The organism is Bacillus sp. YBWC18 (assembly GCF_002998775.1).
Taxonomy (GTDB): domain Bacteria; phylum Bacillota; class Bacilli; order Bacillales; family Bacillaceae; genus Bacillus.
On the sequence record NZ_PVRI01000003.1, the window covers coordinates 244,674 to 259,496 of the forward strand.

A 14,823-nucleotide genomic window follows, 5' to 3' on the forward strand; every position below is an offset into this window, starting at 1 on the left:
TACCATTATAAGGTATATTGGAGGGGTAAATAAACAAAAAAAGAACCCTTCATGACTGAAAGGTTCTTTTACATGCTTAAGTCTGTTTGACGACCGAGTCGACTTCTACTGTCCAGCCGAAGATATCTGGCTGTGTTCCTTTTTGAATACCAGTAATGGCTTCGTACAATTTCTTCGATACTTCACCTGTTTGACCATCTTGAATTACATATGGCTGATCGTGATAAATTAATTCCCCGACAGGAGAGATGACGGCCGCCGTTCCAGTTCCAAAGATTTCTTCAAGCTCACCTGATTGATGTGCTTCAATTAACTCATCAATCGAAATTTTACGCTCTGTCACTGGAATACCCCAATGTTTTAACAGCTCAAGTACAGAGTTACGGGTGATGCCTTCTAAAATGCTGCCGTTCAATTCAGGCGTCACGATTTCTCCTTTGATTTTAAAGAAGATATTCATACTCCCGACTTCTTCAATGTACTTTTTCTCGACTCCATCAAGCCAAAGAACCTGTGAAAAGCCTTTGGTTTCAGCGACTTGCTGTGCCTTGAGGCTTGAGGCGTAGTTTCCAGCTGTTTTGGCATTTCCTGTCCCGCCCTTAACGGCACGGACAAATTCGTTTTCAACTGCAATTTTGACCGGGTGGATGCCTTCTTTATAGTAAGATCCCACTGGAGATAAGATAATCAGCAGCTTATACGTGCTTGACGGCGCAACGCCTAAATACGGCTCAGTGGAAATAATGAATGGACGGATATACAAGGAAGTGCCCTCTGCATCAGGTACCCAATCCTTATCAATGCGAATGAGTTCATTTAAGCCCTCTAAAACCGTTTCTGTATCAATTTGTGGGATACACAGGCGGTCATTGGATCTGTTTAAGCGTTCCATGTTCTTTTCCGGACGGAATAAGAGAATTTTCTGATCCTCAGAAACATAAGCTTTTAAGCCTTCAAAAACAGATTGCCCATAATGGTAGACCATCGAAGCTGGGTCCATTGGAATGGCCTGATAAGGTATAATTCTGGGATCGTACCAGCCTTGATCAATGGAATAATCCATCACAAACATGTGATCTGTGAAGATTTTTCCGAATTCAAGTTGATCAGATTGAGGTTTTGGTTTTTTTGTTGAACTAAGTTCAACGCGGATGGGTTGTTTTGGCATCGTAAATCTCCTTGCTGTTTGATTATTTGAAAATTCTAATAATATGAAATAATTATGATTCTATTCTATACCTTCACAAAATATTAGCAATAGGTTTTCTGGAATTCAGATAAGAAAAATCTGTTAAAGCGCTTTCCTTCTCTCTGCCGTCAGTCTGTCTCATGTCACCCCTTTTTAATAAAGAAATAAAATCCAAATGCATTATTAACTGATTAATCTGACAATTTAAAAGCGGATGATTTTCCTGTAAGATATTCTTTCAACCATACACCTTTTGACTAGTACATTGCAAGGGGCATTCTCATATTTTAATCCTCTTTTTTTTAACCGATAAAGGAAGAAGAGAAGTGAAAGGAGCAAACAACAAGATGAAACGAGCGATACTAGGCATTTTACTTATTTTATTCATGACCGTGATCAGCTTCGGCTGTCAAGCGATGACAGAGGAGGCTGGCGCTAAGCAAAGCACAGCCTATTACGTGGCGCCAAACGGAAACGACAAAAACCCGGGAACGAAGCAAAAACCTTTTCGCACGCTGAAAAAAGCGGCAAGTATGGCGAAAACCGGGGCAGCCATTTACATGAGAGGCGGCACATACAAAGAGAAATTGATTGTCCGCCATTCAGGTACAAAGAAAGCACCCGTTATCTTTCAAGCTTACGGAAAAGAAAAACCTGTCATTAGCGGGGCTTCTCTTAAAGGAAATCAAGCAGATGGCGGTCTTGTCACGATCGATCAAAAAAGCTACATCACCCTCAAAGGTCTGACGGTGGGACATCTCAAGACGAATAAGGAAGATGTGACACCAGTCGGTATTTTCATCAAAGGAAGCGGCAAAGGCGTCAAACTGCTCAACAACCAAGTGTATGACATTCAGACGAAACACAAAAATGGGAATGCACACGGTATTGCGGTCTATGGAACAAAAGCTCCTGCGGCCATTGAAGATATTGAAATCAAAGGAAATACTGTTGAAAAATTAAAGCTGGGCTTCAGTGAAGCGCTTGTGCTAAATGGGAACGTCAACAAGTTCCGTGTGACCCATAACACGATCCGCCACACAGATAATATAGGCATTGATTTAATTGGTTTTGAGAACATAGCACCTTCTAAAAAGTACGATCAAGTCAGAAATGGTGTCGTATCTAGAAACAAAGTATATGAGATTACGAGTGCAGGGAATCCAGCCTACGGCAAAGACATCTCCGCTGGCGGCATTTATGTTGATGGCGGGAAGGACATTGTGATCGATCATAACATCACACATCACAATGACCTGGGAATTGAAGTTACAAGTGAACATAAAGGGAAAATGGCAGATCGCATTCGCATCGAACACAATCAAGTGTATTTGAACCGTTATACAGGCATTTCAATTGGCGGCTATGATAAAAAGCGGGGCGGAACAACAAATACGACGATCTCACATAATATTTTGTACAAAAATGATACAGCCGGCTTAGAAGGCGGTCAATTGTTAATGCAATATCAAGCCGTGAACAATCGAATCGCGAATAATATTATGACAGCGAGTGCCTCGCATTACTTAGTCGTGAATCTTTATGGAGTGAATCAAAAGAATACCTTCCAGAAGAACGTGTATGACGACCGAAAAGGTGCAAAGGCATCACAGTGGGTATGGCGCGGGAAATGGATGGAAGGCTACAAAACGTATCTCTCGAAAAGCGGCCAAGATAAAGGATCAGCACACCTCAATCCACAATTTGTAAATGAGAAAAAATATGACTTTCGCCTGAAGAAATCATCACCTGCTAAGAAAATCATCGGAAGTTAAGCATGTCTGAACCACAAACGCATTGTTTTAAATTTTCAAAAAAATCATTGACATTGATGTGACATCACATTAAAGTAAAGAAGACATTTTAACTAAAACAAAATTTCATAACGGATCTCTTATCAAGAGAGGCAGAGGGACTGGCCCTATGACGCCCGGCAACCGTTTCTACTATAGAAATTGGTGCTAATTCCTGCAAAGCTGTTACAGCTTTGACAGATAAGAGAGGAAGATTTCCCGATACATGTTTCATGCAACGGTGATCAAGCCTCTCTTTCCAGGAGAGGCTTTTTTTCGTCTCTTTTTCAAATGAAAGAACAGTTTACTGGCGTTTTCCCACTGTTTTACCTAGTTTTCCGATGTGAAAAATAAAAACAACTTGAGGAGGAACAGCAATGAAGCGTAAGCATTTTACATCATGTCTTATATTATTAATGGTATTGACGATCCTATTAACGGGCTGCGGCACTGGATCAAGTGCAGGCTCAAAGGCAAATGCGAACGAAAGGGTCTCCTTTGACAATGTACCGAAGCGATTTGCAAAGGGACAGGGAGCAAAAATTAAAGTCATCCGTAAAATCGGAGGAGATGATCATACAGCGCAGTTTTTAGCTGGGACGAAGGCAGAAGGTGAAGCGCTTGGCTTTACGGTAGATGTCTACACCGCAAATGGAGATACAGCAAAATTCCATGATGCGATCTCTCAGGCGCTGGAAGAAAATTATGATGGCTTTATCATCTCTCATGGGGACGACGAGGCGACCGTCGCTGACGTGAAAAAGATTACAGCGAAGGGCATTCCAGTCGTAGCGTTTGATTCGAATCCTAAGCTGAAGGACATCAAAGGGGTCACAGTGACGTCTCAAGATGACGAACAATTAGCGAAAAAATCATTAGACGCACTCGTATCTGATTTTAAAGGAAAAGCAAATATTGCATACCTCTGGGTAGATGGGTTCCCGCCAATGGTGAGACGAAACAAGGTCTATCAAGAAACGCTCAACCAACACAAAGGGATCAAGGAACTTGACCGCTTTGGCATTGCTTCCTCTGATACGTCTGTTCAAACGCAAAATGCAGTAGCAGCCATGCTGAATAAATATCCAAAGGGTAAACTTGACGCTATTTTTGCCACGTGGGATGCCTTTGCCATTGGCGCAGCAAGAGCGCTAAAGGAAGCAGGAAGAACAGAAGTGAAGATTTACGGGATTGATGTGTCAAATGCTGATCTTCAAGAAATGACAGCGAAAGAAAGTCCATGGAAGTACACAGCAGCGGTTGATCCGAAGCTCATCGGCGCTGTTGACGTGAGAATTCTTGCGAAGAAAATAGCGGGTGAGAAAACGCCATCTTCCTATGACCTTGAGGCCTCTCTCATCTCGCAAAATCAGCTTCAACAAGCAGGAAAAGCCATCAATATGGTCAATCTTGCAGACGAAGTGAAGGGGTTCGGCTCATCGACTGCTTTTGAAGAAGATTGGATGAAGACCTTGAAGAAGCATTATACAAAATAAACGACGTGCACTCTCTTCCATAGAGAGTGTTTCGTTTTTCAGATGATGATCATGAGAAGGAGGACACCTATGACTTCGCCGCTTGTTTGTATGAAACATATTTCGATTGAATTCCCAGGAGTAAAAGCGTTAGATCAAGTGAATTTTACATTAAAAAAAGGGACGGTTCATGCGCTGATTGGAGCGAATGGTGCTGGGAAGTCCACGTTAATGAAAGTTCTTTCTGGCGCTCATTCGCACTATGAAGGAAGCATCCATATCAATGGTCAGGCGGCATCCATTCAAACCCCAAAGGATGCGGCCTCATATGGTGTGCAGACGGTCCATCAAGAAGTGGATACGGCGCTAGTTCCCTACTTAAGTGTTGGTGAGAATATGATGATGCATCAGATTGAGAAAAAAACATTTGTCGGCTGGAAAGAGCTGCACCGTAAGGCAGCTCAACTATTAAAAGAAATGGACATCGACATCTCCACAAAACGCCTTGTGAGTGATCTGACCCTTGCAGAAAAACAGATGGTGCTCATTGCCAAGGCCGTTTCGATTAAATGCAGCATTTTAATCTTAGATGAACCAACGGCTCCTCTTAGTCATACAGAAACAAGCAAGTTATTCTCAATGATTGATCGGCTGAAACAGAATGGAACGGGCATTGTGTTTATCTCCCATCGCATGCCTGAAATTTTCACCATCTGTGATGAACTGACAGTGATGCGAAATGGAACCGATGTCGCAGCTCACCTCGTTCAAGATACAAATCCGCAGCAGATCATTGAAGAAATGCTAGGTGCGCCATTAGAGGAGCAATTCCCGCTCCGTACACCTTTGAAGGATGCACCTATTGTGCTTGAAGTGAAGCAGCTAAACGACCAGCATAAATTACGCAACATTCATCTTCACGTGAAAAAGGGGGAAATTCTCGGAATTGCAGGCCTTGTTGGTGCTGGAAAAACGGAATTGTGTAAAGCCCTTTTCGGCGCCTCAGAAAAAAAGACGGGAACTGTGCAGCTTCATGGTCAAACCGTTCGCATCACATCGCCTTATCAAGCTGTGAGAGCTGGAATTGCCCTTGTGCCGGAAGAGCGGAGGAAGGAAGGAGTTCTAACAGAAGAGAGCGTGGGGTGGAACTTAACGGCTGCAAGTCTTCGTTCATTCTCACCGGTGTTCAGCTTCTTACATCGTTCGAAGGAAAAGCGGGAAGCAGACGTAATCGTCAAACGGCTTGGTGTCAAAACGCCTTCTCTTGAAGCAAAGGTGAAGCATCTATCCGGTGGAAATCAACAGAAGATTGCCATTGGAAAATGGCTGCTGGCTGAGGCGGATGTCTATCTCTTTGATGAACCAACAAAAGGCGTTGACGTTGGAGCGAAAAAAGATATTTTCACCCTGATTGCAGAGCTTGCCGCCCGCGGGAAATCTGTGATTTATGCGTCAAGTGAGCTGTCGGAGATTGCAGGTATCGCAGACCGAGTCTACGTGCTGTATGATGGCAGCATTGCCCGGGAAATGACTGCGCCAACGACTGAGGAAGAGCTTTTATATCATTCAATAGGAGGACAATCATGAGTGAACGACAAATTCCAGCCCCTGTGCAGCAAATGAAAAAACAGCGGCCATCCTTTCATCTATTTGATTTCTTTTATCGATATGGCACGATCTTAACCATTGTCGTATTGATTGTGGTATTTGCGGCAGCGAATCCAGCGTTTTTGCAATCAGGGAATATCATCAATATTTTACGGTCTATCTCCATTGTGACCATTATTGCGGTGGGCCTTACCATCTCATTGGCAGTAAACGGCTTTGATTTATCAGTCGGATCAGTCGCAACGTTATCGAATGCAATTGTGATTTCTATGTTCGTGTGGTTTTCGCAAAACCCGCTGATTGCGATCCTCTCTGCGCTAGCGGCTGCCCTTATTGTTGGTTTACTCAATGCCTTGATGATTGTCAAAATGAAAATTCCAGATATGCTCATGACATTAGCTATGATGTTTATCATTCAAGGACTGGCTCAAACGTATACGAAAGGGGCGACCATTTCTGAAAACATGGTGCTGCCTGACGGTACATTCTCAACGGGCACAATCCCCGCCTTTTTCAGCAAAATCGGCCAGGTGCCATATATCATTCTCTTAATGGCAGCTATTGTGCTATTTGCACATGTTTTCATGACCTACACAAAACACGGCCGATTTATGTACATTATTGGAGGGAATAAGGAAGCGGCTCGATTGTCCGGTATTCATGTAAACAAATATAAAATCGCGGCATATCTGCTCTCGGCTTTATTTGCAGCAATCGGTGGTATTGTGCTGGCATCAAGGGTGATGACAGCGGAAATAAATGCTGGCGCACCTTATTTAATGGATGGCGTAGCGGCAGCTTTTATCGGTTTTTCCGTCATGGGAGCAGGAAAGCCAAATGCATTTGGTACGTTTATTGGGGCTGTGCTCATCGGTATTTTGCAAAATGGACTTGTGATGATGTCTGTCCCTTATTACGCGATGGATATTGTGAAAGGCTCTGTACTCGCGCTTGCGCTGGCGTTAACGTATTACAAACAGCGAGGCTGACGACGTATTTTTTAAAACCTTTTGAGTCCTTTCTCCGTCTAGTAAACGGAAAGCGGTGCAGCCGCCGTTTCCCAAAAGGAGATGACAAAAAGAAATGAATATGTCAGCAACTCATGTAGAAGATTTGAAAAACGTCATGGAAGACTGGAAAAATGAATTATTAGTATATAAATTTGCATTAGATGAAATGGATACAAAGTTTTCAATTATCAGCCAGGAATATAATTTAATCCATGGACACAATCCAATAGAGCATACAAAATCACGAATCAAATCCTTTGAAAGCATTGTAAATAAATTAGCAAGAAAAGGATGCGACATCACAACACAATGTGCCAAGGAGTATATCCATGATATCGCAGGTGTCCGTATCATCTGCTCCTTTATTCAAGATATCTATAATATTATGGATGTATTGAGGCAAAGAGAGGATCTAAAAATCCTTGAAGTGAAGGATTACATTCAACATCCAAAACCAAATGGCTACAGAAGTCTTCATTTAATTGTGGAAATCCCTGTGTACTTAACGAATCGTGTGGAGCATGTGAAGGTTGAGATTCAGGTGCGGACCATAGCGATGGATTTTTGGGCGAGCCTTGAACATAAAATCTATTATAAACTGCAAAACGATGTCCCTCATCAGCTGACCGATGAATTGAAGGAAGCGGCAGATATCGCCCATTACTTAGATGAAAAAATGCAAAATATTAAACGAGAAATTGATTAGCGCATAGAAAAGAGCAGCTGTTATATTCACAGCTGCTCTTTTTCATTTTTAAGGATTGGTGCCGCGGTCTCTCTTTTGAATGATATCTTGAGATTGTGCAGATTGGCTGTCTTTTTGGATAGAAGCGCCAATGGAAACACCTGTTATCAAGAGTGTCAAAATCGCAGTTGTGATAAACCATTTTTTCATCATACATCACTCCATATTCTTAACAAGTTTTTAAGGACAACGCCTTGTTCCAGAAATAAGTGGATTCTTCATGAAGTCCAAGATCCGTTAAGTAAGCAGCTGCATCCTGACAGATGGCTTCAAGATCGACAAGGAAATTCATAGATTCTAATTGATCACAATAAGATTTGATTTGCTCCATCATGTTGTCTGGCTGAAGCATAAGTGTTTCTAAAATGGATAATTTAAGTGAAATGTTTCGTTGTTTTAAATTTTCTGCTTTTTGTAGTGAAAGCTGTACATAATAGTGGAACAAACCAGGCTTTTTCAGCTTGAATAGTGCTTTTGTATAGGCATACATGGCAAGTAAGTAGCCGCCTGGAGAAGACGTTTCAAATGTCTCGATCAATAAAGCTTTTTCTAGGAGCGGCACAGCTTCACTGTATTGATTTCTAAGACTTTTAATAAAAGCTGCATTGCAATACGCGTGACCAAGTAAATCTGGGTCTTCCATTTGTTCTAGTGAATGAATCACTTCTTCAAATAATGACTCTGCCTCATCATATTTCGATTGATCAGCATAATTCAAAGCGAGCATCATTTGACAGCTGATTGATTTTTTCACATAACATGGATCTGCGTCATAAATAGATGAAGCCATCTTTAAGTGGTGTATGGAGAGAAGCGTGGACCTTATATTATAGTAAAGACACCCTGTTTTATAATGAAATTCTGCTTTTTCAATGTCATCGTGCACGAGATCTAATTTATCCTCGGCCAATTTTAAAAGGTGAAATGCCGTATCCTGATTGCCTCTGCGCATTTCATACATCCCTTTAAAGAAATAGAAATAGTAACTGAGCATGTCATCTGTACGGATCGCATTTTCATCAACAAAAAGACTATGATCCAACGAAGCTGTATCTTCGATGAGATCCTTAAAACGGTACTCTAGCAATTGATAGTAAAGTAAGACGTCTTGATTCTCTTCCATTCGATCAAACGCTTGAAGAATCTCTTCTTTTAGCTGGATCGCACCTTGTATTTCTCTTTTTTTCATCATGACATACCAGTCATTTAACATATTCGCTACATCAACGGACGACAAAACACCTGTTTCGGCCAATTTATATCCTCCTTTCTTCATCTATCCATCTAGTTCGATTTCCATTCATCTGAATTCACTTTCCATATTCAGTATCTTCTTATATTTTAAGCGCTCTCTTGCAATTTGTAAAACATGTTTTTTGATGTAAATTCAACCAGTTGTGAAAGAAATAGGGATCATCCATCTTTTTGTATGCGTTTACATATTTTTAGGTAAAAAGAGGGTTTTGGAAAAAATATATTACGATATCAATAGAGAGAAGAAGGTAATTCAAGAGTCTGTTTTCGTATGTTAGAAAAAACGGAGATTTTCAAGGTGATGTCTCATTTTTTCGTAAGATTATCTCACATCATGATTGTGAATCACTCTTCTTTTAGAATAAAATGAGTTATTCGCAAAAAAATAAAATTTAAAGAGACTATTGATCTAGTATTGTATGGATCTTTGGTATTGATAAAAAATATCACACGCTATAGATTTAGCGTGGTATAGTATTATTGGTATTGCGAATATTTAGACAAAACTGACAATAGGGGGTCGTGTTTTATGAAAAAATCGATGTTACTGATCATGGGACTCATTGTTGTGCTCGTCATGGCAGCCTGTGGATCAAAATCGGACAGCGGTTCGGGAGAAGGCAAAGGCACATATAAAATAGGGATAGATACAACATATCCGCCGTTTGAATTTGAAAAGGGCGGTAAATATGAAGGAATAGACGTTGATCTGATTAACGCAATCGCGAAAGACCAAGACTTCAAAGTGAAACTTGAAGCTATGGACTTCTCAGGCATTATTCCAGCAATGCAGGCAGGCCAGCTTGATGTAGGAATGGGCGGGATGAGTATTACAGATGAGCGTAAGAAGAAGGTAGATTTCTCAGATCCATACTTCGACGCTGGACTGACAGTTGTTGTGAAAAAGGACAGCAGCATCAAATCAATTGATGATTTAAAGGGGAAAAAGCTAGCTGTTAAAAATGGGACGACAGGTGCAAAATTTGCATCAGATAACGCAGATAAATATGGGTATGAAGTTGTTCAATTTAATGACAGCCCATCGATGTTCCAGGAAGTTTCAAACGGAAATGCAGATGCCTTAATTGAGGATTATCCTGTCATTACGTATGCAATCGCACAACAAGATTTAAAATTGAAAACAGTTGGAGACCGCTTGAATGGAGACCAGTATGGTATCTCTGTGATGAAGGGGAAAAACCAAGACCTATTGAAGAAGATCAATAAAGGTCTAGAGAACCTAAAGAAAAACGGTGAATATGACAAAATTATTGATAAATATTTGAAGTCATAACACAAGCGAGGCGCGCTCCGAGCGCGCTTTCTTTATGTGGCACCGTATGTGAATTAGGGAGGGAGAAACATGGACACGATTATTAATGCATTTCCATATTTAATGGATGGTTTGCAAACCACTTTATATATCTTTGTTGTTGCCATCATTTTAGGATTTATCATCGGTTTGATTGTGGCATTATTCCGTCTGTCACCTTTTAAAATCTTAAATTTCATCGCACTCGTCTTTGTCAATGCCATTCGAGGCACACCATTTATCGTTCAGCTATTCTTCATTTACTTTGGTTTGAATACACTTGAATTCATATCGCTTGATCGAGTGCCGGCAGGGATTATTACAGTAGCGATTAATGCAGGGGCTTATTTCTCAGAAATTATTCGTGCAGGAATTCAGTCCATTGATAAAGGACAAACAGAAGCTGCACGTTCCTTAGGTTTTACAGGGGGACAAAACATGCGCTTTATCGTCCTTCCGCAGGCATTCCGCCGCATGCTTCCAGCGATTACAAACCAAGCCATCATCAGCTTGAAGGACACGTCTCTCTTATCGATTATCGGAATCGCCGATATTATGCAGCGGGGACAAGTACAAGCATCGGCAACATTTGATCCTTTGAATGTCTGGCTCATTGTCGGTATCATTTATTTCGTGATCATTTATTTACTTTCTCTACTGGCTAGCTACGCAGAAAGGAGATTTGATATCAAATGAGTATGATTACGGTGAAAAATTTAAAGAAATCCTTTGGCGATCACGAAGTGTTAAAGGACATTAATGCAGTCATCGAGGAAAAGGAAGTAGTGTGTGTGATTGGTCCTTCTGGATCAGGCAAAAGCACGTTTCTAAGATGTCTCAATAAATTAGAAGATATTACGGCTGGCGAAGTCGTTGTCCACGGACATACGATTACAGATCCAAAGGTGAATATCAATAAAGTACGACAAGAAGTGGGGATGGTGTTTCAGCACTTTAATTTATTTCCTCATAAAACCGTTTTAGAAAACATCACGATCGCACCGATGAAGGTAAAAGGCGCCGACAAGAAGGCGGCAGTCGATAAAGCAATAGACCTGCTTGAAAAGGTCGGCTTAAAAGACAAAGCCAAAAGCTACCCTAACCAATTATCTGGTGGACAAAAACAGCGTGTCGCCATTGCAAGAGCCTTGGCAATGGACCCGAAAGTGTTATTATTCGATGAACCGACATCTGCTCTTGACCCTGAAGTCGTCGGGGATGTATTAGCAGTTATGAAACAATTAGCCGTCGAAGGCATGACAATGATTGTGGTCACACATGAAATGGGCTTTGCGAGAGAGGTAGGAGACCGCGTGATCTTTATGGATGGCGGATATATTGTCGAAGAAGACAAACCGGAGGCTCTCTTTGGAAACCCGCAGCATGAGCGGACAAAATCATTTCTTAGTAAGGTGTTATAAAAAAAGAGTAAGGGCATATGGATGCTCTTACTCTTTTTCTTTTATGGAGCCTAAGAAATATCGCAGTTTATATGATGATAAAGGTAACTGGCCCCATTTCCTAGGAAATATTAGCGCTGGAAGAATTCGATCCATTCTTGGTCTGGGCCTCTGAAAAAGAAGTAGCAGTATCCATTTGGTAACGTCGTAATTTCTTCATCAATTAATTCAATTTGCAGCTTTTGAATACGATTGAATTCAGCATGAATATTGTCTGTTGTAAAGGCAAGATGATGGACCTTTCCTTCAGATGGCAGGTCGCTGCTGTACCCTTGGATGAGCTCAATTTCCGTTTCTGTTTCATCTTTAAAACCGAGAAATGCAAGCTCAATGACTCCGTTTGTATGAGTGATGCGATCCTTTAATTTCATGCCCACGACCTTTTCATAAAAATCAATGGACTGATCAATATTTGTGACCATAATACCTGTATGATCTAATCGTAATGTCGTCAAAAAAAGAGCCTCCTCTATGGTGTGTTGATATTTTTCTCCTCATCTTATCATAATAGGAGTAACGTATACATTCATATGATAGGATAGAGAGAGTCAATTTAGGATAAGGATGACACAAATGAAAAAAATCTCATTAAAACAAACATTTGCAGAACAAGTGAAAAAGGGATATCCGCTCATTTCCAAAGATGCTGTATCTCATGTAAGCGGTGTGAAAGAAGGCGAGCTGATTGAATGGGTGGATGAGCGAGGCGCCTTTTTAGGAAAAGGATATTATGGTGTACAAAATAAAGGAATCGGCTGGGTACTCACATTTGATGCCAACGAAAAAATAGACCAAGCCTTTTTTGTCTCCAAGCTTGAGCAGGCAGCGAAAAGCAGAACGCATTTATTTCGTGATGCGCAGACGACTGCTTTCCGTGTGTTCAACGGAGAGGGAGATGGCATTGGCGGCTTCACGATTGATCATTATGACGGTTTCTATCTCATCCAATGGTATAGCGAAGGAGTTTATACATTCAAGGCGGAAGTATTGGCTGCACTTGAGCACGTATATCCAGACTATAAAGGCATTTATGAAAAGAAACGATTTGATACGTCTGGACAGTATATAGAAGATGATGATTTTGTGAAGGGAGAGAAAGGTGAATTTCCTCTCATCGTGAAAGAAAATGGCATGAACGTAGCGGTTTACTTAAATGATGGTGCGATGACAGGCATTTTTCTTGATCAACGTCATGTGAGAAAAGCGATTCGAGATCGTTATGCAAAAGGAAAGACCGTGCTTAATACATTTTCTTACACAGGCGCATTCTCAGTGGCAGCAGCGCTTGGCGGAGCGAGCCGGACGACAAGTGTAGATGTCGCAAACCGCAGTTTGAAAAAAACAGCTGAACAGTTTGAAATCAACGATATAGATGTGGACGGGCAGGATATGAAAGTCATGGACGTCTTTAAATATTTTCCGTTTGCAGCGAAAAAAGGATGGACTTATGATCTTGTCATCTTAGACCCGCCATCCTTTGCACGCACGAAAAAGCACACATTCAGTGCGGCGAAGGATTATAAGAAGCTATTAAAAGAAGCCATCCAAATCACAGCTGAGAACGGCGTCATTGTGGCATCAACGAATAGCAGTGCATTTGGTATGAAGAAATTCAAAGGATTTATTGCGCAGGCCTTTAAAGAAACAGGGCAAACCTATCGTATCCTTGAAGAATATACACTTCCTGAGGATTTCCGTACAACGAAGAATTATCCTGAAGGAAATTATTTAAAGGTTGTCTTTATCCAAGCATAAGAAAAAGCCATTTTCCGATAAAGGAAATGGCTTTTTTATAAGGCAAACGACATGAGGAGAGGCGCTGCACATAATGTAATAATGGCTGAAAGAATCATCGACACACTTGAGATCGTCCCTGAGACGGAGCTCATTTCAAATGCCTTCGATGTTCCTGCCCCGTGTGCACCTGTTCCAAGCAGGACGCCCATGGCAATGTCATTATCAATACGGAAATAACGAATGACCATTGGACCGATGATTGACCCAAACAGTGCGGTTAAAATGACGAATACAGCCGTAACGGACGGCATGCCGCCAATCATTTCTGACACACTCATCGCCACTGGTGTTGTGACCGACCTTGGGACAAGACTTTCAATAAGTCCTGTATCCAAATGAAACAACTTGGCGATAAATGCTGTTGATAGGATCGCAATGACAGAACCGCAAGCCACATTCAAAATAATTTCCACTGCATGCTTCTTCAGAATGTGAAAATACTTATATAAAGGAATGGCAAAAGCAACAGTCGCAGGCTGAAGCATATTCGTGAGCCATTTACCGCCTTGATTGTATGCATCGTAAGGAATGTTGACGATTAACAGCAAGACGACAAGGACAAGCGGCGTTACAAGTAATGGGGAGACATAGACCTTCGGATGCCGTTTATACACCGCTTTTGATCCGAGATATAAAAGAACCGTTAAGATCAGAAATAGTGCGCCAACTAACATAGCTTTTTTCGCTCCTTTCTTTTTGCAATCATTTGCGTCATGATACCAGTCGAGAGCATGACGACAAAGGTACTAAGTAAGACGACAAGGACAATACTTGTGCCAGATTGAGAAAGCAATGTTCCATAATCAATGACACCAACTGCTGACGGGATAAAGAATAGCAGCAGTTCTCCAAGCAGCCATACGGCGCCAAGTTCAATCCATTTTAATTGAATAATTTTAAAATGAAGTAATAAGAAAATGACCAGAATGCCTAAAATCGTGCCCGGAATTCTTAAATGCAAAAAGGCCGCGAGCACATTCATCAATTTCGCAAAAACAAACAAAGCCATAATCTGAAGGACAGCAATCAGCGGCGTTTTGAGCAATCTCACTTTCTGTTCACTCCTTTTTCTATATAAATTGTTCACTGTTTCACAAAAACATGACAACGTTCCAATTGATTAGCTTACTTTAAAGTGTACAGCACGTTCAGTTATAGGTAAAATACATATATCGAATAG

The 14,823-nt window shown here is 41.2% G+C and carries 15 protein-coding genes and 1 riboswitch; of the genes, 9 read left to right on the forward strand and 6 right to left on the reverse strand.

Annotated features, from left to right (window positions below; genetic code table 11):
• Nucleotides 1-76: 76 nt before the first annotated feature.
• The gene (locus C6348_RS10655; protein ID WP_060597564.1) at nucleotides 77-1,168 is read right to left on the reverse strand and encodes a branched-chain amino acid aminotransferase; all 1,092 of its coding nucleotides are present in this window, start codon (nucleotides 1,166-1,168) and stop codon (nucleotides 77-79) included.
• A 368-nt stretch (nucleotides 1,169-1,536) separates the two neighbouring features.
• On the opposite strand from C6348_RS10655, the gene C6348_RS10660 reads away from it, so the two are divergent.
• The 5 genes from C6348_RS10660 (at nucleotide 1,537) to ywaC (ending at nucleotide 7,781) form a co-directional block, all read left to right on the forward strand.
• Nucleotides 1,537-2,964, forward strand: a complete 1,428-nt coding sequence (locus C6348_RS10660) for a right-handed parallel beta-helix repeat-containing protein (protein WP_106043221.1) — start codon at nucleotides 1,537-1,539, stop codon at nucleotides 2,962-2,964.
• Between the two features lie 116 nt (nucleotides 2,965-3,080).
• Nucleotides 3,081-3,190: riboswitch (SAM riboswitch) on the forward strand.
• Nucleotides 3,191-3,359: 169 nt separating this feature from the next.
• A complete protein-coding gene (locus tag C6348_RS10665) occupies nucleotides 3,360-4,478 on the forward strand; it encodes a sugar ABC transporter substrate-binding protein (protein ID WP_106042996.1) in 1,119 nt (372 codons plus the stop codon).
• A gap of 69 nt (nucleotides 4,479-4,547) precedes the next feature.
• Nucleotides 4,548-6,044: a sugar ABC transporter ATP-binding protein gene (locus C6348_RS10670; protein WP_106042998.1), complete on the forward strand. Its 1,497-nt coding sequence runs from the start codon at nucleotides 4,548-4,550 to the stop codon at nucleotides 6,042-6,044.
• Nucleotides 6,041-7,054, forward strand: coding sequence for an ABC transporter permease (locus C6348_RS10675; RefSeq protein ID WP_034660426.1), 1,014 nt, complete (start codon nucleotides 6,041-6,043; stop codon nucleotides 7,052-7,054). Before C6348_RS10670 ends, C6348_RS10675 begins: the two co-directional genes overlap by 4 nt.
• A 94-nt stretch (nucleotides 7,055-7,148) precedes the next feature.
• Complete coding sequence (ywaC, locus tag C6348_RS10680; RefSeq protein ID WP_003215004.1) at nucleotides 7,149-7,781, forward strand: GTP pyrophosphokinase YwaC; 633 nt, start codon at nucleotides 7,149-7,151, stop codon at nucleotides 7,779-7,781.
• 48 nt (nucleotides 7,782-7,829) lie between these two features.
• Here ywaC and C6348_RS18890 read toward each other — a convergent pair whose 3' ends face one another.
• The gene (locus C6348_RS18890) at nucleotides 7,830-7,970 is read right to left on the reverse strand and encodes a hypothetical protein (RefSeq protein ID WP_162839379.1); all 141 of its coding nucleotides are present in this window, start codon (nucleotides 7,968-7,970) and stop codon (nucleotides 7,830-7,832) included.
• A gap of 19 nt (nucleotides 7,971-7,989) precedes the next feature.
• Entirely contained in the window at nucleotides 7,990-9,075 is a 1,086-nt protein-coding gene (locus C6348_RS10685) for a Rap family tetratricopeptide repeat protein (protein ID WP_106043000.1), read from the reverse strand.
• A 528-nt stretch (nucleotides 9,076-9,603) separates the two neighbouring features.
• Here C6348_RS10685 and C6348_RS10695 point away from each other — a divergent pair.
• From C6348_RS10695 to C6348_RS10705, 3 genes are all read left to right on the forward strand, one after another.
• A complete protein-coding gene (locus C6348_RS10695) occupies nucleotides 9,604-10,368 on the forward strand; it encodes a transporter substrate-binding domain-containing protein (RefSeq protein WP_034660424.1) in 765 nt (254 codons plus the stop codon).
• 69 nt (nucleotides 10,369-10,437) lie between these two features.
• Nucleotides 10,438-11,082, forward strand: a complete 645-nt coding sequence (locus C6348_RS10700; RefSeq protein WP_003215015.1) for an amino acid ABC transporter permease — start codon at nucleotides 10,438-10,440, stop codon at nucleotides 11,080-11,082.
• On the forward strand, nucleotides 11,079-11,807 hold the full coding sequence (locus tag C6348_RS10705; protein ID WP_106038309.1) for an amino acid ABC transporter ATP-binding protein: 729 nt from the start codon (nucleotides 11,079-11,081) through the stop codon (nucleotides 11,805-11,807). Before C6348_RS10700 ends, C6348_RS10705 begins: the two co-directional genes overlap by 4 nt.
• A 110-nt stretch (nucleotides 11,808-11,917) precedes the next feature.
• On the opposite strand, the gene glxA is transcribed toward C6348_RS10705, so the two are convergent.
• Complete coding sequence (gene glxA / locus C6348_RS10710; RefSeq protein WP_034660421.1) at nucleotides 11,918-12,301, reverse strand: glyoxalase GlxA; 384 nt, start codon at nucleotides 12,299-12,301, stop codon at nucleotides 11,918-11,920.
• Nucleotides 12,302-12,419: 118 nt separating this feature from the next.
• On the opposite strand from glxA, the gene C6348_RS10715 reads away from it, so the two are divergent.
• Nucleotides 12,420-13,601 carry a class I SAM-dependent rRNA methyltransferase gene (locus C6348_RS10715; protein ID WP_034660420.1) on the forward strand — a complete coding sequence of 394 codons (1,182 nt, stop codon included), beginning with the start codon at nucleotides 12,420-12,422 and terminating at the stop codon, nucleotides 13,599-13,601.
• A gap of 35 nt (nucleotides 13,602-13,636) precedes the next feature.
• Here the strand turns inward: C6348_RS10715 and C6348_RS10720 are convergent, their stop codons facing one another.
• Together C6348_RS10720 and C6348_RS10725 are read right to left on the reverse strand one after the other, a co-directional pair.
• Complete coding sequence (locus C6348_RS10720) at nucleotides 13,637-14,317, reverse strand: CidB/LrgB family autolysis modulator (protein WP_034660418.1); 681 nt, start codon at nucleotides 14,315-14,317, stop codon at nucleotides 13,637-13,639.
• The gene (locus C6348_RS10725; RefSeq protein ID WP_080869561.1) at nucleotides 14,311-14,694 is read right to left on the reverse strand and encodes a CidA/LrgA family holin-like protein; all 384 of its coding nucleotides are present in this window, start codon (nucleotides 14,692-14,694) and stop codon (nucleotides 14,311-14,313) included. Before C6348_RS10725 ends, C6348_RS10720 begins: the two co-directional genes overlap by 7 nt.
• Nucleotides 14,695-14,823: the final 129 nt, after the last annotated feature.